General features: G+C 60.9%; 19 protein-coding genes and 1 pseudogene. 8 read left to right on the plus strand and 12 right to left on the minus strand.

The features are described 5' to 3' along the window. The first annotated feature begins 71 nt into the window (after positions 1–71). The 8 genes from pip (at position 72) to KUA23_RS01900 (ending at position 9,927) form a co-directional block, all read left to right on the plus strand. Complete coding sequence (gene pip, locus KUA23_RS01865) at positions 72–1,043, plus strand: prolyl aminopeptidase (RefSeq protein WP_078046477.1); 972 nt, start codon at positions 72–74, stop codon at positions 1,041–1,043. Next, positions 1,040–1,477, plus strand: a complete 438-nt coding sequence (gene dtd, locus KUA23_RS01870) for a D-aminoacyl-tRNA deacylase (RefSeq protein ID WP_057724454.1) — start codon at positions 1,040–1,042, stop codon at positions 1,475–1,477. Before pip ends, dtd begins: the two co-directional genes overlap by 4 nt. Before the next feature lie 267 nt (positions 1,478–1,744). After that, entirely contained in the window at positions 1,745–3,481 is a 1,737-nt protein-coding gene (locus KUA23_RS01875) for a glucan biosynthesis protein G (protein WP_078050857.1), read from the plus strand. Continuing rightward, positions 3,474–6,044: a glucans biosynthesis glucosyltransferase MdoH gene (gene mdoH, locus KUA23_RS01880; RefSeq protein ID WP_078046478.1), complete on the plus strand. Its 2,571-nt coding sequence runs from the start codon at positions 3,474–3,476 to the stop codon at positions 6,042–6,044. The genes KUA23_RS01875 and mdoH overlap by 8 nt, the downstream gene beginning before the upstream one ends. A 196-nt stretch (positions 6,045–6,240) precedes the next feature. Continuing rightward, positions 6,241–7,041 carry a transporter substrate-binding domain-containing protein gene (locus KUA23_RS01885; protein ID WP_078046479.1) on the plus strand — a complete coding sequence of 267 codons (801 nt, stop codon included), beginning with the start codon at positions 6,241–6,243 and terminating at the stop codon, positions 7,039–7,041. 220 nt (positions 7,042–7,261) lie between these two features. Beyond that, positions 7,262–8,059, plus strand: coding sequence for a transporter substrate-binding domain-containing protein (locus KUA23_RS01890; protein ID WP_078046480.1), 798 nt, complete (start codon positions 7,262–7,264; stop codon positions 8,057–8,059). 181 nt (positions 8,060–8,240) lie between these two features. Then, the gene (locus tag KUA23_RS01895) at positions 8,241–9,200 is read left to right on the plus strand and encodes an amino acid ABC transporter permease (protein WP_071492396.1); all 960 of its coding nucleotides are present in this window, start codon (positions 8,241–8,243) and stop codon (positions 9,198–9,200) included. Further along, on the plus strand, positions 9,193–9,927 hold the full coding sequence (locus KUA23_RS01900; RefSeq protein ID WP_078046481.1) for an amino acid ABC transporter ATP-binding protein: 735 nt from the start codon (positions 9,193–9,195) through the stop codon (positions 9,925–9,927). The genes KUA23_RS01895 and KUA23_RS01900 overlap by 8 nt, the downstream gene beginning before the upstream one ends. A gap of 41 nt (positions 9,928–9,968) precedes the next feature. Here the strand turns inward: KUA23_RS01900 and KUA23_RS01905 are convergent, their stop codons facing one another. From KUA23_RS01905 to ubiE, 12 genes and pseudogenes are all read right to left on the minus strand, one after another. Beyond that, a complete protein-coding gene (locus tag KUA23_RS01905) occupies positions 9,969–11,876 on the minus strand; it encodes a methyl-accepting chemotaxis protein (RefSeq protein ID WP_252993372.1) in 1,908 nt (635 codons plus the stop codon). A gap of 98 nt (positions 11,877–11,974) precedes the next feature. Beyond that, a complete protein-coding gene (locus tag KUA23_RS30170; protein WP_428847451.1) occupies positions 11,975–12,847 on the minus strand; it encodes a methyl-accepting chemotaxis protein in 873 nt (290 codons plus the stop codon). Continuing rightward, a pseudogene (locus tag KUA23_RS30175) lies at positions 12,833–13,891 on the minus strand (methyl-accepting chemotaxis protein); the annotation flags it as partial. The gene KUA23_RS30170 and the pseudogene KUA23_RS30175, both read right to left, overlap by 15 nt. Before the next feature lie 735 nt (positions 13,892–14,626). Beyond that, a complete protein-coding gene (locus tag KUA23_RS01915) occupies positions 14,627–15,334 on the minus strand; it encodes a 16S rRNA (uracil(1498)-N(3))-methyltransferase (RefSeq protein WP_252993373.1) in 708 nt (235 codons plus the stop codon). Continuing rightward, positions 15,331–16,119, minus strand: coding sequence for a twin-arginine translocase subunit TatC (gene tatC, locus KUA23_RS01920; protein WP_025858678.1), 789 nt, complete (start codon positions 16,117–16,119; stop codon positions 15,331–15,333). The genes KUA23_RS01915 and tatC overlap by 4 nt, the downstream gene beginning before the upstream one ends. Then, positions 16,116–16,520 carry a Sec-independent protein translocase protein TatB gene (gene tatB / locus KUA23_RS01925; protein ID WP_078046485.1) on the minus strand — a complete coding sequence of 135 codons (405 nt, stop codon included), beginning with the start codon at positions 16,518–16,520 and terminating at the stop codon, positions 16,116–16,118. The genes tatC and tatB overlap by 4 nt, the downstream gene beginning before the upstream one ends. A gap of 10 nt (positions 16,521–16,530) precedes the next feature. Continuing rightward, positions 16,531–16,809: a twin-arginine translocase TatA/TatE family subunit gene (locus KUA23_RS01930; protein WP_003171180.1), complete on the minus strand. Its 279-nt coding sequence runs from the start codon at positions 16,807–16,809 to the stop codon at positions 16,531–16,533. A 26-nt stretch (positions 16,810–16,835) separates the two neighbouring features. Beyond that, entirely contained in the window at positions 16,836–17,168 is a 333-nt protein-coding gene (locus tag KUA23_RS01935; protein ID WP_003209299.1) for a phosphoribosyl-ATP diphosphatase, read from the minus strand. 2 nt (positions 17,169–17,170) lie between these two features. Then, positions 17,171–17,563, minus strand: a complete 393-nt coding sequence (hisI, locus tag KUA23_RS01940; RefSeq protein WP_058423690.1) for a phosphoribosyl-AMP cyclohydrolase — start codon at positions 17,561–17,563, stop codon at positions 17,171–17,173. Positions 17,564–17,604: 41 nt separating this feature from the next. Beyond that, positions 17,605–19,209, minus strand: a complete 1,605-nt coding sequence (gene ubiB / locus KUA23_RS01945) for a ubiquinone biosynthesis regulatory protein kinase UbiB (protein WP_078046486.1) — start codon at positions 19,207–19,209, stop codon at positions 17,605–17,607. Then, positions 19,206–19,829 carry a ubiquinone biosynthesis accessory factor UbiJ gene (locus tag KUA23_RS01950; protein WP_078046487.1) on the minus strand — a complete coding sequence of 208 codons (624 nt, stop codon included), beginning with the start codon at positions 19,827–19,829 and terminating at the stop codon, positions 19,206–19,208. The genes ubiB and KUA23_RS01950 overlap by 4 nt, the downstream gene beginning before the upstream one ends. After that, a complete protein-coding gene (ubiE, locus tag KUA23_RS01955) occupies positions 19,829–20,599 on the minus strand; it encodes a bifunctional demethylmenaquinone methyltransferase/2-methoxy-6-polyprenyl-1,4-benzoquinol methylase UbiE (protein ID WP_003171186.1) in 771 nt (256 codons plus the stop codon). The genes KUA23_RS01950 and ubiE overlap by 1 nt, the downstream gene beginning before the upstream one ends. Positions 20,600–20,641 lie beyond the last annotated feature (42 nt).

Here is a 20,641-nt window from a genome sequence, read left to right on the forward strand (position 1 = left end):
TTTATAGTGCCAGACGGCAAGAATAAAAGACGTCCCCCCAGGGATGAACCCGACCCCTTACGGAGCGCGCAATGCAGACTTGGTACCCGCAGATCAAACCCTACGCCCGGCACGATCTGGCAGTCGATGACACCCATACGCTGTATGTCGATGAAAGTGGCTCCCCCGAAGGCTTGCCCGTCGTTTTCATCCATGGTGGCCCAGGTGCCGGTTGTGACGCCCAGAGCCGCTGCTATTTCGATCCGAACCTGTACCGCATCGTCACCTTCGACCAGCGTGGTTGCGGGCGCTCCACCCCGCGTGCCAGCCTGGAAAACAACACCACCTGGGACCTGGTCGCCGACCTTGAGCGCATCCGCGAACACCTGGGCATCGACAAATGGGTACTGTTCGGCGGTTCCTGGGGTTCGACCCTGGCCCTGGCCTACGCGCAAACCCATCCGGAGCGTGTACACGGCCTGATCGTGCGCGGCATTTTCCTGGCCCGCCCACAGGACATTCATTGGTTCTACCAGGAAGGGGCGAGCCGCCTGTTCCCGGATTACTGGCAGGACTACATCGCCCCAATCCCGCCGGAAGAGCGCCACGACATGATCGCGGCCTACCACAAGCGCCTCACCGGCAACGACCAGATCGCCCAGATGCATGCCGCCAAGGCTTGGTCGGGCTGGGAAGGTCGCATGCTGGGCCTGTGCCCGAGCCCGCAGCACGTGGAGCGTTTTTCCGAACCGCAACGCGCCTTGTCCATTGCGCGGATCGAGTGCCACTACTTCACCAACAACTCGTTCCTGGAGCCCAACCAGCTGATCCGCGATATGCACAAGATCGCCCATCTGCCTGGCGTAATCATTCACGGGCGCTACGATATGATCTGCCCATTGGACAACGCGTGGGAGTTGCACCAGGCGTGGCCCAACAGTGAGCTGCAGGTGATTCGCGAGGCCGGCCACGCGGCTTCCGAGCCGGGCATTACCGATGCCTTGGTGCGTGCGACCAGCGAAATGGCACGGCGCTTGCTCGATTTGCCGCCTGAAGAAGCATGAAGGGCCTGTTGCAACGGGTGCGAGGCGCCCGGGTCGAGGTAGCAGGGGAGATCGTCGGGGCCATTGACCAGGGTTTGCTGGTGCTGGTGGCCGTCGAGCCTTCGGATACGCCCGAGAGTGCCGATAAGCTGCTGCACAAGCTGCTGAACTACCGGGTATTCAGCGACGACGAAGGCAAGATGAACCTGTCGCTCAAGGACATCGGTGGCGGTTTGTTGCTGGTATCGCAGTTCACCCTGGCGGCGGACACCAAGAGCGGGCTGCGGCCGAGCTTCTCTACAGCGGCCCCGCCAGCCCTGGGAGCGGCACTATTTGATCACTTGCTGTTACAAGCGCAACAATTGCATGGCAAGGTGGCCTCAGGGCGTTTTGGCGCCGATATGCAGGTGCATTTGGTCAATGATGGCCCTGTGACCTTCCTCTTGCAGACGTGAATGTATTAAAAACGACTTTTAATGCCTAAAAACGCAGGGTTTCGCTACAAATACTTTGTTCTCCATGGTGCGTTGTCTCGCGGGCTACTAGATAATCGCGCGCTACGGGGATCAGCGTTGTTTGGTCCATTTTTGACTTAGGTAGAGACTTGTCCGATAGCCATTGGGGAATCATTTTGACCCAGGGGAGTCGGAACAATGCTCGCCAACCTGGCATATAGATAGCTGGCCGTTGGTTTTTTGATCTGTTTTCGGCGAGGGTTGCTCGTGATTGTTAGTCCCTGTAATGCACCAAAATTGTCTGCCAAACGGTTACGAAACGCACTGGTGACGGGCTCCGCCCTGTTTTGCCTGTTCGGCGCGGGTCAACTGTGGGCATTCAGTCTGGATGATGTGTCGGCCAAGGCAAAAGAGCTGGCCGGGCAGAAATACGAAGCTCCGCGCAGCAATCTGCCGAACGAGTTCCGCGAAATGAAATTCGCGGACTACCAGAAGATTCGTTTCCGTAACGAAAAAGCCGAATGGGCAGATCAAAACACTCCGTTCAAGCTGTCCTTCTATCACCAGGGTATGCACTTCGATACACCGGTGAAAATCAACGAAGTCACCGCCGACAGCGTCCAGGAAATCAAGTACGACCCGACGCGCTTCGACTTCGGCGACGTGAAGTTTGATCCTAAAGCCACTGAACAGCTGGGTTATGCCGGCTTCCGTGTGCTGTACCCGATCAACAAGGCCGACAAGCAAGACGAAATCATGACCATGCTGGGCGCGAGTTATTTCCGCGTGGTTGGCAAGGGCCAGGCCTACGGCTTGTCCGCCCGTGGCATGGCGATCGACACTGCATTGCCATCCGGCGAAGAATTCCCGCGGTTTACCGAGTTCTGGATCGAACGTCCGAAGCCGGGTGAGAAACAACTGGTGATCTTCGCCCTGTTGGACTCCCCACGCGCTACCGGTGCTTATCGCCTGACGCTGCGCCCGGGCACCGACACCATTGTCGACGTGAAATCCCAGATGTTCCTGCGCGACAAGGTCAGCAAACTGGGGGTTGCCCCGTTGACCAGCATGTACCTGTTCGGCGCCAACCAGCCGTCGAAAGTACTCAACTACCGTCGTGAGTTGCACGATTCCAGCGGCCTGTCGATCCATGCCGGCAATGGCGAGTGGATCTGGCGTCCGCTGAACAACCCTAAACACCTGTCGGTCAGCAACTTCACCGTAGAGAACCCGCGTGGTTTCGGCCTGCTGCAACGTGGCCGTGATTTCAGTCACTACGAAGACCTGGACGACAACTACGACAAGCGCCCAAGCGCCTGGATCGAGCCTGAGGGCGACTGGGGCAAAGGCACCGTCAACCTGGTAGAGATCCCGACTGCCGATGAAACCAACGACAATATCGTTGCGTTCTGGAGCCCTGCGGAGCTGCCAGAAGTCGGCAAGCCGCTGGACGTTTCCTACCGTCTGCACTGGACCATGGACGAAAAGTCGCTGCACCCGACCGACAGCGCCTGGGTCAAGCAGACCCTGCGTTCCACCGGCGACGTGAAGCAATCCAACCTGATCCGCCAGCCTGACGGCAGCGTGGCCTACCTGGTGGACTTCGAGGGCCCGTCCCTCAAGGCCCTGCCGTCGGATGCCGCCGTGCGCAGCCAGGTGAGTGTCAGCGACAACGCCGAACTGGTTGAAAACAGCGTGCGCTACAACGAGCACACCAAGGGCTGGCGCTTGACCCTGCGGATGAAGATCAAGGACGCAGGCAAGCCGACCGAAATGCGCGCTGCACTGGTGCAGGACGTTCCGCCGCCCGCTCCTGAGCAGGACACCAGCCACGTGCTCAAGGCTGACAAGGTCCTGGCCAAGCAACACGAGAAACAGGCCAAGAAAGACGCGAAAGACAAGGAAGCCAAGCAGCCAGAAGCTGCCCCAGCCACGCCGGAGCCGATCAAGACAGAACAAGTCCTGACCGAGACCTGGAGCTATCAGTTGCCTGCCGATGAGTAATTCTCAAGTAACGCCCGAGACTCTGTCCGAGTACCTGGCGCATCTACCGATGACCGCTGAGCAGCGCGCCGAACTGGCGGGCTGCACATCTTTCACCGAGTTGCACGAGCGCTTGTCGTCGAAAACCTTCGACGCGCCCACTGATGCCGCCCAGGCATCGGTTGGCACGCGGTTGACCCTCAACACGGCCGAAGAGCTGCAAGACGCCGAAATGCTGGCGCTCGACGCTGAAGGTCGCGTGTGCCTCAAGGCCACGCCGCCGATTCGTCGTACCCGCGTGGTACCGGAGCCATGGCGCACCAACATCCTGGTGCGCGGCTGGCGCCGTATCACCGGGCGCAGCAACCCACCGGCCCCACCGAAGGATGAGCGCGTATTGCCGGCCGCCCGCTGGCGTACCGTCGGCTCGATCCGCCGTTACATCCTGCTGGTGCTGATGCTCGGCCAGACCATTGTCGCCGGCTGGTACATGAAAGGCATCATGCCGTACCAGGGCTGGTCGCTGGTCGACTTCGACGAAATCCGCAACCAGACCCTGTTGCAAACCGCTACCCAGGTACTGCCTTACGCCCTGCAAACCAGCATCCTGATCATGTTCGGGATCTTGTTCTGCTGGGTGTCGGCGGGTTTCTGGACCGCGTTGATGGGCTTCCTGGAGTTGCTTACCGGCCACGATAAATACCGGATCTCCGGTAAAAGTGCCGGCGACGAGCCGATCCCAAAAGACGCCCGTACCGCGCTGGTAATGCCGATCTGCAACGAAGACGTGCCCCGGGTGTTTGCCGGCCTGCGCGCGACGTTCGAGTCGGTCGCCGCCACCGGTGACCTGGATCGTTTCGACTTCTTCGTGCTCAGCGACAGTAACGAGGCCGACATCTGCATCGCCGAACAGCAAGCCTGGCTTGACGTGTGCCGCGAAGCCGGTGGTTTCGGCAAGATCTTCTATCGCCGTCGTCGCCGTCGCGTAAAGCGCAAGAGCGGCAACCTCGACGACTTCTGCCGTCGCTGGGGCGGTGACTATAAATACATGGTCGTGCTCGACGCTGACAGCGTGATGAGCGGCGAATGCCTGACCAGCCTGGTGCGCTTGATGGAAGCCACGCCGGATGCCGGGATTATCCAGACCGCGCCGCGTGCGTCGGGCATGGACACCCTGTATGCGCGCATGCAGCAGTTCGCGACCCGCGTCTACGGCCCGCTGTTCACCGCCGGCCTGCACTTCTGGCAGTTGGGTGAATCCCACTACTGGGGTCACAACGCGATCATCCGCATGAAGCCGTTCATCGAGCACTGCGCCCTGGCGCCATTGCCGGGCAAAGGCGCGTTCGCCGGTTCCATTCTGTCCCACGACTTCGTTGAAGCAGCGTTGATGCGCCGTGCTGGCTGGGGCGTGTGGATTGCCTACGACCTGCCAGGCAGCTACGAAGAACTGCCGCCGAACCTGCTGGACGAACTCAAGCGTGACCGTCGCTGGTGCCACGGTAACCTGATGAACTTCCGCCTGTTCCTGGTCAAGGGCATGCACCCGGTACACCGCGCGGTGTTCCTGACCGGCGTGATGTCCTACCTGTCGGCGCCGTTGTGGTTCCTGTTCCTGGTGCTGTCCACGGCCTTGCTGGCGGTGAACACCCTGATGGAACCGCAGTACTTCATGGCGCCACGCCAGTTGTACCCACTGTGGCCGCAATGGCATCCGGACAAGGCGGTAGCGCTGTTCTCCACCACTATCGTGCTGTTGTTCCTGCCAAAACTGCTGAGCATCATCCTGATCTGGGCCAAGGGCGCAAAAGAGTTCGGCGGCAAGTTCAAGGTGACCTTGTCGATGCTGCTGGAGATGCTGTTCTCCATGCTGCTGGCACCGGTGCGGATGATCTTCCACACCCGCTTCGTGCTCGCCGCGTTCCTCGGTTGGGCTGCGACCTGGAACTCGCCGCAGCGTGACGACGACTCCACCCCTTGGAGCGAGGCAGTCAAGCGCCATGGTCCACAAACCCTGCTGGGCTTCTTGTGGGCGCTGCTGGTGGTGTGGTTGAACCCGAGCTTCCTGTGGTGGCTGGTGCCGATTGTCGGTTCGCTGATGCTGTCGATCCCGGTATCGGTGATTTCCAGCCGTGTTGGCCTGGGCCTCAAGTCCCGCGACGAGAGCCTGTTCCTGATCCCTGAGGAATACAATCCGCCGCAGGCGCTGCTCTCTACCGACAAGTACACCCACGAAAACCGTTGGCACGCGCTTAACGACGGCTTCGTGCGTTCGGTGGTCGACCCGCAGCAGAACGCCCTGGCCTGTGCCCTGGCAACCTCGCGCCATGCCCAGGCCGAGCCGATCGAGTACCTGCGTGCCGAGCGTGTGCGTCACGCGTTGAAGGTCGGCCCTGCCGGTCTCAACAACGGTGAACGCCTGGCCTTGCTCAGTGACCCGGTAGCCTTGGCCCGCCTGCACGAACAGGTCTGGAGCGAAGGCCATGCCGAGTGGCTCGCCGCCTGGCGGGAGTCGATCAAGGCTGATCCGCACGCACCGTTGCTGCCATTGCAACCGCTGTCGTCCCAGGCCCAACCGGCCTGATTCAGACGCCCCCGAGGGCTTGCCTCGGGGGCGTTTCAAGCGCTGGTCCTACAGCGTTTCCTGCTCCGTCCTTCCTGCGCTAACTCTCTGTTTTTTATAAACTATTTCGAAACAAAAGACCTTGGTCCGAGGCGTATTGCCGTGCCTGGGACTGAGTTAGCATCGCCCCCGGATTTGACGTGTCACTGGGGTATTCATGAGCAAAGGTTTTTGTTCGGCACTGCTGATAAGCGCTGTCGCATTGATTCACATGGGCCTGGCACAGGCCGGCGCGATTGACGACGCGGTACGACGCGGCGTGCTGAAGGTCGGCACCACGCCCACCTACGTGCCTTTCGAGATGACGGACAAACAGGGGCGCATCGTCGGTTTTGAAATCGACTTGCTCAGGGTCATGAGCCAAGCGCTGGGGGTGGAGCTCGAATTGGTATCCGTGCCCTACACCGAGTTGGTGGCGGGATTGATGGCGAAAAAATTCGACCTGATCGGCAGCGGCATGACGGTCACCCAAGAGCGCAACCTCAAGCTGAATTTCAGCGATTCGTTCATTGTCGTTGGCCAGTCAGTGTTGTTGCACCCAAGGTTCCTGGGCAAGGTCACCAGTGTCGAGGACCTCGACGATGCCAGTTACCGGATTGCTACCACCGAAGGCACCACGGGTGAGGCGGCCGCCCGGCGCTTTTTAGGCGCGGCCCGGATCAGCAGTTTTGCGACGCCCGAGGAAGGCGTACGCCAATTGCTGCAGGGCAAGGCCGATGCCTTTATCCATGACGCGCCCTACAACCTGATCGCCTTGAGTCGCCCGGAAAACAGTGCGCTGCTGGCGCTTGAGCAACCCTTCACCTTCGAACCCCTGGCATTCGGATTGAAAAAAGGTGATTTCGACAGCCTCAACTGGATCAATCACTTCCTCAACCAAGTGGCCCAGGACGGAACCTATGATCGGCTGCACGACAAGTGGTTTAAAGACACGGCCTGGCTGGTGGAAATCGACTGAAAGTCATAACTGCTTACACATCAATCCGTTGCCGGTGTCGTGTGCCCATGTGTCTATCGCTGCGTTTTGCCGCACCTTTGTGGGGCTTTTCCGACATATGCCGATAACAAATAGCCGTGAAACCTTTGTGACGAGAGACGAGTGGGTTAGGATCGCACCCCGAAATGGTGCAGCCCTTTTTGCGCGCCGACCTCATAAGAATCGTTCAGGGGACTTGATGATGAAAAAGTATCTTTCGATGCTGCTGCTTGGCGTCACCGCGCTGGTCGCGGCCACTGCTGCCCAGGCGGGTGCTATCGATGATGCGGTCAAGCGCGGCACGCTGAAAGTCGGCATGGACCCGACTTACATGCCGTTCGAAATGACAGACAAGCGCGGTGAGATCATCGGTTTCGAAGTCGACATCCTCAAGGCCATGGCCAAGTCCATGGGCGTCAAGCTGGAGCTGGTCTCCACCGGCTACGACGGCATCATCCCGGCCTTCCTGACCGGCAAGTTCGACATGATCGGCAGCGGCATGACCCTGACCCAGGAACGCAACCTGCGCCTGAATTTCAGCGAACCCTTCATCGTGGTCGGCCAGACCCTGCTGATCCGCAAGGACCTGGAAGGCACCATCAAGTCCTACAAAGACCTGAATGACGAGAAGTACCGTCTGACCTCCAAGCTGGGCACCACCGGTGAGATGGTCGCCAAGAAACTGATCTCCAAGGCCAAGTACCACGGTTACGACAACGAGCAGGAAGGCGTGCTGGACGTGGTCAACGGCAAGGCCGATGCCTTTGTGTATGACGCGCCGTACAACGTGGTTGCCGAGAAAAAAGTCGGTAACGGCAAGCTGGTATTCCTGGAAGAACCCTTCACCTTCGAGCCCCTGGCGTTTGGCCTGAAGAAGGGCGACTACGACAGCATCAACTTCATCAACAACTTCCTGCACCAGATCCGCAACGACGGCACCTACGATCGCATCCATGACAAGTGGTTCAAGAGCTCCGAGTGGCTCAAAGACATGGAATAAGGCTGGTTTGTAGTGAGCGGGCTTGCCCCGCGCTGGGTGGCGAAGCCGCCCCAAATCCATACACCTCGGTCTTTCTGAAACACCGCGGCGTCTGGTCTTAGGGCGGCTTCGCCACCCAGCGCGGGGCAAGCCCGCTCACTACACAAAGGCGCTTGCCTTAGACTTTTTTGGATGTTGAGTAATGAAACAGAAAAAAGCCCAATGGCCCTGGCACCTGCTTACCGTGGTCGTGCTGGTCGGCTTGGCCGGCGCCTTGTACTACGCCACCTCGTTGATGTCCTACGAGTGGCGCTGGAACCGCGTACCGCAGTACTTCGCCTACCAGGCTGAAACCTCCCAGCGCGCCGCTGACATTTCCACGGTGGTGGAGTTGGTACGCAAGGGCGATGTGGCCGAGGTGACCCTGCGCAACGACGCCGGCGCCGAGCAAAAGCTGACCGTTGCCGACAACAGCCTGCAAGTGGCGCGCGGCGACGATGTGGCCGAAGGCGATGTTGTCGGTGTGACCCGGCAGTGGGCGTTGGGGCCGTTGATGTGGGGCTTGTGGACCACGCTGTGGCTGTCGGTGGTGTCTGGCATCCTGGGCCTGGCGATCGGCCTGGCAACTGGCTTGTGCCGTTTGTCCAGCAACCCGACATTGCGGGATCTGTCGACGATCTACGTCGAACTGGTGCGCGGAACGCCACTATTGGTGCAGATCTTCATTTTCTATTTCTTCATCGGCACGGTGCTCAACCTGTCCCGGGAGTTCGCCGGGATCGCCGCGCTGTCGCTGTTTACCGGCGCCTATGTGGCGGAAATCGTCCGCGCGGGTGTGCAGTCCATCACCCGCGGCCAGAACGAAGCCGCGCGGTCTCTGGGCCTGAGTGCCAGCCAGTCGATGCGCCATGTGGTATTGCCGCAGGCGTTCAAGCGTGTGCTGCCGCCGCTGGCCGGGCAATTTATCAGCCTGGTCAAGGACACATCCTTGGTGTCGGTGATCGCGATTACCGAGCTGCTCAAGAGCGGACGCGAAGTGATCACCACCTCGTTCTCGCCGTTTGAAATCCTGTTCTGTGTCGCAGGCCTGTACCTGCTGATCAACCTGCCGCTGTCGAAAATGGCCAGCCGGCTTGAGCGGAGGCTCGCGCAAAGTGATTGAAGTCCGCGATCTGGTAAAAGTCTTCGACACCCGTGGCCATGTGGTCCGTGCGGTCGACAACGTGACCACCCAGGTGGCCAAAGGCGAAGTGCTGGTGGTGATTGGCCCGTCCGGCTCCGGCAAGTCCACCTTCCTGCGCTGCCTCAATGGCCTGGAAGAATTCGACTCGGGTTCGGTGAGCATCGACGGCCTGCAACTGGCTGATCCAAAAACCGACGTGAACGCCTATCGCCGCGAAGTCGGCATGGTGTTCCAGCACTTCAACCTGTTCCCCCACATGACCGTGCTGGAGAACCTGTGCCTGGCGCAGAAAGTCGTGCGCAAGCGCGGCAAGAAGGAGCGTGAAGCCAAGGCGCTGGCGTTGCTGGAAAAGGTCGGCATTGCGCAGAAGGCCAACGAATTCCCCTCACGCTTGTCCGGTGGCCAGCAGCAACGGGTGGCGATTGCCCGTGCCCTGGCGATGGAACCCAAGGTGATGCTTTTCGATGAACCCACCTCGGCACTGGACCCGGAAATGGTCGGCGAAGTGCTGGATGTGATGAAGACCCTGGCCCTGGAAGGCATGACCATGGTCTGCGTCACCCACGAAATGGGCTTTGCCCGCGAAGTGGCGGACCGGGTGTTGTTCTTCGATCACGGCAAATTGCTTGAAGATGCCGCCCCGGCCGAGTTTTTTGATGCGCCGAAAGACCCACGGGCTCAAGCGTTCCTGCGCCAGGTCCTCTAGGTTCGCGTTCGCTCACCACAGTGACAGGCGCGACACTGGGCTCAAAGCCTGAATTTGCTAACCAGCGTCTGCAAATCCAGGCTTAGTTTGATCAGCTGAACACTCGCCGTCGCCGTTTCCTCGCTGGCAGCGGCTGTCTGCTCCGATACATCCCGCACCTTTAACACACTGCGATTGATCTCTTCGGCCACCGCGCTTTGTTCCTCTGCGGCCGCGGCGATCTGCGGGTTCATTTCCTGGATGACAGAGACCGTGCGGGCAATTGCGGCCAGTGCATCCCCTGCGTCACGGGTCAGTTCGACACTGTAGTCGGTCAAGGTGCGACTGCTGTCCATGACGTCGGCGACCTGTTGGGTGCCGGTGTGCAGTCCCTGGATCAGCCCTTCGATTTCTTCGGCCGAGTCCTGGGTGCGCTGTGCCAGGCTGCGGACTTCATCGGCGACCACTGCAAAGCCTTCGCTGGCAGTGCCCGCGCGGGCGGCTTCAATGGCGGCGTTCAACGCCAGCAGGTTGGTCTGTTGGGACACCGATTTGATCACGTCCAATACGCTGCCGATCTTCTGGCTTTCTTGCTGCAATGCCAGCATCGCACGACCCGAGAGAGCCATCTCCTCCGCCAACTGGCCAATTTGCTCAACGGCCTGTGTCACCACTTTGTCCCCGGCGCTGGCTTGTAGATCGGCTTCATTCGCCGCGATAGACGCTTGCTCGGCATGCCGGGCGACCTCCTGGGCGGTGGCGAGCATTTCGTTCATGGCGGTCGCCACCTGGTCGGTTTCGTCTTTCTGGTTATTGATGCCAGTGCGGGTCTGCGCAGTGACGGCCGACAACTGCGTGGCGGCACTGGCGATCTGGCGGGCGCTGTCGCCGATGCCGCTGATCAGTCTGCGCAGGTTGCGGGTCATGTCACTGATGGTTTGCTGCAGTTGGCCCAACTCATAGCGGCGCTTCACTTGGATATCGTGGCTGAGATCACCTTGCGCGATGCGGTTGGCGCAAACGAGTACCTGGCGTAATGGCACGGCAATCTGGCGGGCGATCCACCAGGCCGCCAGGGTGCCGAGCAGCAGGGCAGCAACCGTGACGCTGATGAGCAGGGTTCGCGTGTGCTCCGCTTCCCTGTCGCGCATGAGGGTCTGGGCCCGGCTGACCGCGTCGTTCTGGTCGAGCAACTGGTTGAGCTGCTGTTCAAACTGATTCTGCGCAGTTTCGGTGGTGACTTGAGCGTCCTTGAGTGCCAGCAACTGTTCGCGATAGTTCGCCAGGTCGGTTTTAAGCAGCGTGGAGTCGGCCGGCAGGTCAGTTACGGCGGCCTGGGCGACGTCGAGGGCATTGAGGGCGTGGCTGACGGCTTCGGCGTAGGCTTGCAGCGACTCGGCCGCCCAGGCGGGGCTCTGGGCGCGATCCTCGGCTTGTTCCATGACTTGGCGCAGGTTTTCGATGGCATTCAACGCTTGCTGGTCCTGTTGATCGGGTAACTCGCTGGCCAGTTGTGTGAGGGTGTCACTGGCCTGGAGCGCCGTCGCATGCAGGGGCGGCCGGATGTTTTCGCGCAGTTCGATCAACGGTGGCAGTTCCACCAGTGCGGTCTTGAAGCGCGTCACCAGGCCTTGCGCTTCCTGGATACGCTGCAGGTCGACCGGGTTCTTCAAGTGCTTCGCCAGGTAGCCCAGGTGTTGATCGATGTGGGCAATCTGCTGCGCCATTTTGCCCAGGCTGGCGGTGTCCGCCAGCGTTCGGTAAACGATACGGTCCGCGCGCATGGCTTCAGCGCTGATGGCCACCTGGCTTAAGGCTGTCAGGTTGCTTGAACGGAACAACACCGCATTCAAGGCCTGCCAACCGGTCATGGCGATGACGAAGCTGAGGATCAGCACCTGGCCAAACCCCACGGAGAGCTTGAGGCGGATGCTGGCATTGACCAGCAGGCGGGTCAGCCGAGAGAACATGGTGAACCTCCGAATCTGAAAAAGCGTTTCGCAAACGCTAATTCGATTCGGAGTCATGCTGGGCTGATAACTACGTAGGAAATTTCACAAGCTATACGTTAGATGCGGAAACGCCCTACCAGCGTTTGCAGGTAAATACCCAGGCGTGCCAACTCGGCGCTGGACGCCGCGGTCTCTTCACTGGCCGAAGAAGTTTGTTCCGACACATCACGCACATTCAGCACGCTGCGATTGATCTCTTCGGCCACTGCGCTTTGCTGCTCGGCGGCGGTGGCGATCTGCGAGTTCATTGCCTGGATGGTCGAGACTGTGCGGGTGATGCTCGCCAAGGCGCTGCCGGCACGGCGCGTCAGCTCGACGCTGCTGTCGGTCAGGCCACGGCTGTTATCCATGATGGTCGCGACCTGCTGCGTGCCGTTTTGCAGGCCGACGATCAGTTCCTCGATCTCTTCGGTGGACTTCTGCGTGCGCTGGGCCAGGCTGCGCACTTCGTCGGCCACCACCGCGAAGCCCCGCCCGGCTTCCCCTGCGCGTGCGGCTTCAATGGCGGCGTTGAGGGCCAGCAGGTTGGTTTGCTGCGCAACGGACTTGATCACGTCGAGCACGCTGCCGATCTTGTCGCTTTCGCGCTTCAGATCACCCATGGCGACGGTGGAGTTGCCCACTTCGGTGGCCAGGCGTTCGATCTGGGTGATGGCTTCACCGACCACTTTGTCGCCCTCACGGGCTTGTTGGTCAGCGGCCACGGCAGCCTCGGAGGCTTCCTCGGCGTTGCGTGCCACTTCCTGCACGGTGGCGGCCATTTCATTCATCGCGGTTGCTACCTGGTCAGTCTCGACCTTCTGGCTGTTGACCCCGGCGCTGGTCTGTTCGGTCACGGCCGAGAGTTGCTCGGCGGCGCTGGCGATCTGGGTGACGCCGTCGCTGATCCCCCCGATCAGCTCGCGCAGGCCGACAGTCATGCTCTGCATGGCGCGTTGCAGTTGGCCCAGTTCATCCTGGCGCACGGAGGTCAGGTTGTGGCTCAGGTCGCCCGAGGCCACGCGTTCAGCCACTTGGAGCGTCTGGTTCAACGGGATGATGATCTGGCGGGTGATGGCCCAGGCGGCGACCAGGCCGAAGACCAGCGCCAATGCCGTGGCCAGCAGCAGGAAGTTCTTGGCCAGCGCGGCGTCGGTGTCGCGCACCACGGTTTGCGAGGCGGTGAGTTTTTCACTGTGGCCGAGCAAGATATCGCCCTGCGCGGTCATGATTTTCAACGCCGCTGCGCTGGCAACTTGGGAGTCGCGGTACTGGCTGACCGCCGCGCGATAGGCCTGCAACGACACGCTGGCCTCTTGCAGGTTGGCCTGGTACTGCGCTGGCAGTTGCCCTTCGAGCTCGGTGATTTTCTTCAGGGCATTGTCGATGGCATCCAGGGCTGGTTGCTCGGCTTCGACTTTGCCGCTGTAGGTGTAGCCGCGTACCTGGAAGCGCGATTGCTGGATCAGCTTGCTCAGGTCGACCACGCTATTGAACTGGGTGACGCTGTCGCCTTGCAGCAGGGACTTCTCGACTTCATTGATCTTGGCCACGGCATTGTCGGCGGTGTCGCCGAGCTTGCTGCGTGCACCTTCGCGCTTGAGTCCGGCCTGGACCATGGCGCCGAAGGCCTTTTTGTATTGATTCAAGGCGTCCTGTTGTTGTTCCACCAGGGCCTTGTCGGCGGGCTGCTCAATCAGCTCTGCGGCTTTTTTCAGGCCGCTGTCCAATTGCGTGAGCAGGCCGTTGACCGCATCGGTGCCTTGTTCGCCGCGCCGCATTTCGAAGTCCAGGCGCGCCAGGCGCAGGTCTTTGGTCAGTCCGTTGAGGCTGGAGATAAAGCCCAGCTTGTCACCCCGACTGATCACATCGCCCAGGCCGCTCCAGCCGGTGAAGGTGATCATTAATGTCAGCAGCAACACCAGGCCGAAGCCCACGCCGAGTTTGGTTTTGACGCTGATATTCCCCAGCTTTTCGGCTAACCAACGATACATGCTGCGAACTCCCCTGGAACAAGGCTTGGACTTATTCAAAGGTTATCGGCAGGTTGGAAACATTCTGTAGCAGCCGGCTTGCCTGCGAAGGCGGCCCGACAGACGACCACAATCTGACTGTCCCCCCACGATCCAAAAATGTGGGAGCTGGCTTGCCTGCGAAAGCGGCCTGACAGCACCACAATCTAACTGTCCCCCCACGATCCAAAAATGTGGGAGCTGGCTTGCCTGCGAAAGCGGCCTGACAGCCGACCACAAACTAACTGTCGCCCCGCGATCCAAAATGTGGGAGCCGGCTTGCCTGCGAAGGCGGCCTGACAGCCGACCTCGATGTTGGACCTTACCGGGTACATATCCGTTACTTGGGTAACGGCTGCTATGGGTTCCGCCCTTACGGCGGCTCACTTTTGAAAAGCGCAAAAGTAAGCAAAACGCTCTTGCCCCAACACTCGGCACCTCGCCTAGGCTCGGTGTGCCCGTAATCCGCCAGGTATTTGGGGGGCCGCCGCCACGCGCCATCCATGGCGCGGGGCGGCTAAACCGGCATCCCTGCCGGTTTACCCCCCAAATCCCTGTCGAATTCCGGCCAGCGTGTTTGACGGGGCGCCTAGGATCAAGATCAAAAGCTAGATCAAGATCGGCTCGCTTCGCATCGTGGTTAGGGTTGGTTGGTGCAACGCTTTGTCGATACCGATGCTTGTCGCCGGTATGCCGGCTCCTGCAAGGGAGGTGGTGTCAGAAGAGGCGGGCGAGCAGGGCGGTGACGGCGGTTTCGACGCGCAGGATGCGGGCGCCCAGTTGCACGGGTTGTAATCCAGCTTTGGTCAGCAGGTCGACTTCGTAGGGGATCCAGCCGCCTTCCGGGCCGATTGCCAGTGTCACTGGCTCATCCAGCCCACGCGGGCACGCGGGGTAATCGCCTGGGTGGCCGATCAGGCCCAAGGTGCCTTCGGTCATGGCTGGCAGGCGGTCTTCGACGAACGGTTTGAAGCGTTTTTCGATGACGATTTCGGGCAGCACTGTGTCCCGCGCCTGCTCCAGGCCGAGGATCAGTTGCTCGCGAATCGCCTCGGGCTCCAGGAATGGGGTTTGCCAGAAGCTTTTCTCGACCCGATAACTGTTGACCAGCACCACCTTGGGCACGCCCATGGCGGCCACGGTTTGCAGTACCCGGCGCAGCATTTTCGGGCGTGGCAGGGCCAGCAGCAGGGTCAGCGGCAATTTGGTGGGGGGAGGTTGGTCGAAGCTGACTTGCAGTTCGGCTTCGCGGGTTTCCAGGCGCACCAGTTGCGCATTGCCCATCAGCCCGCCGATACGGCCGACGCGCAGGCTGTCACCGACGGCGGCGCGGTGGACTTCCTGCATGTGCACCAGGCGCCGATCACGCAGCACCACACGGTCGGCCGCGATAAAGTCGGCCTCTTCGAGCAGCAGCAGGTTCACGGCTGGGTCGCTGGCGGCTGGTCGTCGTCGCGCTGGTCATCCGGGTGTTCGCCGCGCTTGCTGATCAAGCCGCTGAACAGGATGCCGATCTCGAACAGCATCCACATCGGCACGGCCAGCAGGGTCTGGGAGAAGATGTCCGGTGGCGTGAGGATCATGCCGACCACAAAGCAGCCGATGATCACGTACGGACGGATCTTCTTCAGGTACTTAACGTCGACCACGCCGATCCATACCAGCAGCACCACGGCCACGGGGATTTCGAAGGCCACGCCAAAGGCGAAGAACAGCGTCATCACGAAGTCGAGGTAGCTGGTGATGTCGGTCATCATTTCCACGCCAGCCGGGGTGGCGGCGGCGAAGAACTTGAAGATCAGCGGGAACACCAGGAAATACGCGAACGCCATGCCGGTGTAGAACAGCAGGATGCTCGACACCAGCAACGGCACGGCGATGCGCTTCTCATGCTTGTACAGGCCCGGTGCGATAAAGCCCCAGATCTGGTGCAGGATCACCGGGATCGCCAGGAACAGCGAGACCATCATGGTCAGCTTCAGCGGTGTGAGGAACGGCGATGACACATCGGTGGCAATCATCGTCGCACCGGCCGGCAGGTACTGGCGCAGCGGCGTGGAGACGAAGGTGTAGATCTGCTGGGTAAAGGCGAACAACCCGGCAAAGATGATGAAGATGGCCGCTACGCAACGCAGCAGGCGGGTTCGCAGCTCGGTGAGGTGCGAGACCAGCGGCATATGCTGGTCGTTTTCCGGTTTATCAGCGCTCATGGGGCTCGCGGCGGCAATGTAGGGTCATGGGGCGCGGGCGACGCAACAGGCGTCGGCGCAGGCTCGGTTGGCGCGGTCGGTGCCACGGGGGCGGCTTCAGTCGCAGGCGCGATGCTGTTTTCGGCCACAGGCTCCACCGGCTTGGCGGGCTCCTGCACAGGCGACAGAATCTTCCGTGCTTCCTGCTCCAACGAGAGGATGTGTTCGTTGTGCAGTTGCCGGCGGATCTCGTCGGCACCGATTTCCCGTTCAACTTCCTGTTTGATGGCGTTGAAACTGCGTTTCAGGCGCCCGATCCACAGGCCGGCCGTGCGTGCGGCACCGGGCAGGCGTTCCGGCCCCAGCACCAGCAGGGCCACGAGGCCGACGAGGAGCAGTTCAGAGAAGCTGATACCAAACATTAGTCAATGCTCACGAGTCTTTGCGGGTCGGCTCTTCGACTTTCTCAGCCTGCACGTCGAAGGTGCGACGCTCGGTGATCGGCTGGGTGGCCTGCGGGTGCACAGGCTGGGCCGGAGGCACAGGGTTGGCAGCTGGGTCGGCAGGTTTTTCGTCGTCGTTCATGGCTTTGCGAAAGCCCTTGATCGACTCGCCCACGTCAGTGCCCAGGTTCTTGAGTTTCTTGGTGCCGAACACCAGTACCACCACCACCAGAATGACGATCCAGTGTTTCCAGTCAAAAATGCCCATGCTGCAAATCCTCTAGTCTTAGTTATTCAGGCGGACGGGCGCGAGGCCTTCTCGGCATGCCCGGACAAGCCGAAGCGACGGTCCAGTTCATCCAGCACAGCCTGTGGATGCTGCCCCAGTTGGGCGAGCATGACCAGGCTATGGAACCACAAGTCGGCGGTCTCGTAGATGACATCGCTGCAATCACCGCTGATCTGCGCGTCCTTGGCGGCGATGATGGTCTCGACGGATTCTTCGCCGAGTTTTTCCAGGATCTTGTTCAAGCCCTTGTGGTACAGGCTGGCGACGTAGGAGCTGTCGGCATCTGCGCCTTTGCGGTCTTCCAGCACCTGGGCCACGCGGTTCAGGGTATCGCTCATGTCTAGTGTCCTGCCGAGTAGATGGCGTGCGGGTCTTTGAGCACAGGCTCCACGACTTTCCATTCGCCGTTCTCGAACACGCGATAGAAGCAGCTGTGACGGCCCGTGTGGCAGGCGATGTCGCCGATCTGCTCGACCATGAGGATCACCACGTCGGCGTCGCAGTCGATGCGCATCTCGTGCAGGGTCTGCACGTGCCCGGACTCTTCGCCCTTGCGCCACAGTTTGCCACGCGAGCGTGACCAGTAGATGGCGCGCTGCTCAGTGGCGGTGAGGCTCAGGGCCTCGCGGTTCATCCAGGCCATCATCAATACGCGCCCGGTCTTGTAGTCCTGGGCAATGGCCGGCACCAGGCCGTCACTGTCCCACTTGATCTCGTCCAGCCAGTCTTTCATGTTCGGCTCCGGCAATTTGCGACAGTGTATAACCGGATTGGCTATCGACGCACGATCAGATAAACACCCACGGCGACCATGATGCCGGCCGGCCAGTGGCCCAGTTGGTTCAGCGGGCCACCGATGGCCAGCATCACCCCGCCGACCAAGTGCGCAGCACCCAGCAGGCGCAGGAACCAATCATCCTTGCGCTTCTTCCACGGCGGCGCCGGGTCCTTGGCGTGGGGCTGGGACATGCGCTCCAACAGGTCGCGGGTCATGTTGGCCAGGTGCGGCAGTTGTTCCATCTGGCTGTGCAGGTTGCCCAGCACGGTTTTCGGGCTCATCCGCTCGCGCATCCAGCGCTCCAGGAACGGCTGCGCGGTGTTCCACAGGTCGAGGTCCGGGTACAGCTGGCGGCCCAGGCCTTCGATGTTCAGCAAGGTTTTTTGCAGCAGCACCAACTGTGGCTGCACTTCCATATTGAAGCGCCGCGCAGTCTGGAACAGGCGCATCAGCACCTGGCCGAATGAAATATCTTTTAACGGTTTTTCGAAGATCGGCTCGCACACGGTACGGATCGCCGCTTCGAATTCGTTGAGCTTGGTTTCCGCCGGCACCCAGCCCGAATCGATGTGCAATTGCGCCACGCGACGGTAGTCGCGCTTGAAGAAGGCGAACAGGTTGCGGGCCAGGTAGTCCTGGTCTTCCGGGGTCAGGCTGCCGACGATGCCGCAGTCGATCGCGATGTACTGCGGGCTCCACGGGTTGACGGTGCTGACGAAGATATTGCCCGGGTGCATGTCGGCGTGGAAGAAACTGTCGCGGAATACCTGGGTGAAGAAGATCTCCACGCCGCGTTCGGCGAGCATCTTCATGTCGGTGCGCTGGTCGGCCAAGGTTGCGAGGTCAGTGACCTGTACGCCGTAGATGCGCTCCATCACCAGCACTTTCGGGCGGCACCAGTCCCAATACACTTGCGGCACGTACAGCAGCGGCGAGCCTTCGAAGTTGCGCTTGAGCTGGCTGGCATTCGCCGCTTCACGCAGCAGATCAAGTTCGTCGTAGATGGTTTTTTCGTAGTCAGCGACCACGTCCACCGGGTGCAGCAGGCGCGCATCGGCAGAGAAGCGCTCGGCAGCGCGGGCGAGGATGAACAGCCACGCCAGGTCCTGGCCGATGATCGGCTTGAGGCCGGGGCGAATCACCTTCACCACCACTTCTTCGCCAGTCTTGAGTTGCGCCGCGTGCACCTGTGCGACCGAGGCCGAGGCCAGAGGGTCGACGTCGAAGCGGCTGAACACGTCGCTGATCTTCTTGCCCAGCTGCTCCTCGATAAGCTTCATCGATTGCTGGGAGTCGAATGGCGGCACACGGTCCTGCAACAGCATCAGCTCGTCGGCGATGTCCTCGGGCAGCAGGTCGCGCCGTGTGGAGAGGATCTGTCCGAACTTGATGAAGATCGGCCCCAGGTCCTGCAGCGCCAGGCGCAGGCGCGCGCCACGGCTCAGCTCCAGCTGTTTGCGCGGGAACCAGCGCCACGGCAGTACATAGCGCACAGCGAGCAGGAACCACGGCAGGGGCAGGGCGAACAGCAGGTCATCAAGGCGGTAGCGGATTACGACGCGCTGGATACGAAACAAACGGCGGACGGCGAGCAGCTTCATGCGTTATCGCTTGGATCAAGGGAACGGCTCAGGCGCTCGAAGCGGGCCTCAAGGCGTTCCAGGTCGATTTTGGCCTTGTCGAGTTCACGAAAGCGCGCTTGCGCTTCCCGTTCTCCGACCAGGGTGCGCGATTCTTCGCTCAGGTATTCGGCAAGGTTCTGGTTGAGGCTGGCGAACCCCTGCTGGTACCAACGCGAGCGGCTGCGCAGGTGCCCGCTGATCAACTGGGTGGCCACCGGGCCGATCCAGCGGGACAGTTCGTATTCCCAGTCCAGTTCCAGGTCTTGCAGCACGGCGGCGAGGTCCATCAGCACCGAACTGTCGCCTTCCAGCTCCACTTCGTCGCTGTGCAGGATGGCGGTCTTGTTGCGGCTCAGAGCCAGGTGCAACAGGCTCGAAGCCGGCGCACGCAGGGTGCAGTCGGCGTCGGCGGCCCATTGGGTCGCGAGCATCAGGCCTTCATCGCTGGGCAGGATAAACAGTTGCAAGGTGGGGCTGCGGCAGTCGACGGCAATGACTTTGCCGTTGAGGTGCGCCAGCCGCGCCAGGGCGGTGCTGTCCAGGCGCAGCACACGGTTGAGGCCGTGTTCAACGCTGGCGAGAAGACCTTTGAGCAGCATCAGGGCTTGATGCCACGGTGCAGGGCGACGATGCCCGAGGTCATGTTGTGGTAGGTCACGCGGTCGAAACCGGCTTCTACCATCATCGACTTCAGGGTTTCCTGGTCGGGGTGCATGCGGATCGATTCGGCCAGGTAGCGATAGCTCTCGGCGTCATTGGTGATCAGCTTGCCCATCAACGGCATGAAGGCAAAGGAATAGGTGTCGTAGACCTTTGACATCAGTGCATTGGTCGGCTTGGAGAACTCCAGCACCAACAGGCGTCCGCCCGGCTTGAGCACGCGCAGCATCGAGCGGATCGCGTCCTCCTTGTGGGTCACGTTGCGCAGGCCGAAGGCGATGGTCACGCAGTCGAAATGGTTGTCTGGGAACGGCAGCTTTTCAGCGTCGGCCTGGACGAACTCAATATTGCCGGCCACACCCTTGTCGAGCAGGCGGTCGCGGCCGACCTTGAGCATCGAACCGTTGATGTCCGCCAAGACTACCTGGCCGGTAGGGCCGACGAGCTTGGAGAACTTGGCTGCCAGGTCGCCCGTGCCGCCGGCGATGTCCAGCACGCGGTTGCCGGTGCGAACACCCGACAGCTCGATGGTGAACCGCTTCCACAGGCGGTGCATGCCGCCCGACAGCACATCGTTCATCAGGTCGTACTTGGCCGCTACGGAATGGAACACCTCAGCGACTTTTTCCGCTTTTTGGCTTTCCGGGACGTTCTTGAAGCCGAAGTGAGTGGTGGGTTCGGCATCGCTGCCTTTGCGCTGATCAGTCATATCGCTGTCACCAAAAGAGAATGCGGGACATGATAATCCCCA

The sequence above is a fragment of the Pseudomonas pergaminensis genome (assembly GCF_024112395.2).
Classification (GTDB): Bacteria; Pseudomonadota; Gammaproteobacteria; order Pseudomonadales; family Pseudomonadaceae; genus Aquipseudomonas; species Aquipseudomonas pergaminensis.

Excerpts from the sequence above, each read along its gene's own strand:
- dtd (WP_057724454.1), top strand. The coding sequence starts at position 1,040 with ATGAAGGGCCTGTTGCAACGGGTGCGAGGCGCCCGGGTCGAGGTAGCA.
- KUA23_RS01885 (WP_078046479.1), top strand. The coding sequence starts at position 6,241 with ATGAGCAAAGGTTTTTGTTCGGCACTGCTGATAAGCGCTGTCGCATTG.
- KUA23_RS01890 (WP_078046480.1), top strand. The coding sequence starts at position 7,262 with ATGAAAAAGTATCTTTCGATGCTGCTGCTTGGCGTCACCGCGCTGGTC.
- mdoH (WP_078046478.1), top strand. The coding sequence starts at position 3,474 with ATGAGTAATTCTCAAGTAACGCCCGAGACTCTGTCCGAGTACCTGGCG.
- KUA23_RS01930 (WP_003171180.1), bottom strand. The coding sequence starts at position 16,809 with ATGGGCATTTTTGACTGGAAACACTGGATCGTCATTCTGGTGGTGGTG.
- KUA23_RS01905 (WP_252993372.1), bottom strand. The coding sequence starts at position 11,876 with ATGTTCTCTCGGCTGACCCGCCTGCTGGTCAATGCCAGCATCCGCCTC.
- tatC (WP_025858678.1), bottom strand. The coding sequence starts at position 16,119 with ATGAGCGCTGATAAACCGGAAAACGACCAGCATATGCCGCTGGTCTCG.
- KUA23_RS01950 (WP_078046487.1), bottom strand. The coding sequence starts at position 19,829 with ATGCTGCTCAAAGGTCTTCTCGCCAGCGTTGAACACGGCCTCAACCGT.
- tatB (WP_078046485.1), bottom strand. The coding sequence starts at position 16,520 with ATGTTTGGTATCAGCTTCTCTGAACTGCTCCTCGTCGGCCTCGTGGCC.
- ubiE (WP_003171186.1), bottom strand. The coding sequence starts at position 20,599 with ATGACTGATCAGCGCAAAGGCAGCGATGCCGAACCCACCACTCACTTC.
- KUA23_RS01895 (WP_071492396.1), top strand. The coding sequence starts at position 8,241 with ATGAAACAGAAAAAAGCCCAATGGCCCTGGCACCTGCTTACCGTGGTC.
- KUA23_RS30170 (WP_428847451.1), bottom strand. The coding sequence starts at position 12,847 with ATGCAGAGCATGACTGTCGGCCTGCGCGAGCTGATCGGGGGGATCAGC.
- KUA23_RS01935 (WP_003209299.1), bottom strand. The coding sequence starts at position 17,168 with ATGAGCGATACCCTGAACCGCGTGGCCCAGGTGCTGGAAGACCGCAAA.
- pip (WP_078046477.1), top strand. The coding sequence starts at position 72 with ATGCAGACTTGGTACCCGCAGATCAAACCCTACGCCCGGCACGATCTG.
- hisI (WP_058423690.1), bottom strand. The coding sequence starts at position 17,563 with ATGAAAGACTGGCTGGACGAGATCAAGTGGGACAGTGACGGCCTGGTG.
- ubiB (WP_078046486.1), bottom strand. The coding sequence starts at position 19,209 with ATGAAGCTGCTCGCCGTCCGCCGTTTGTTTCGTATCCAGCGCGTCGTA.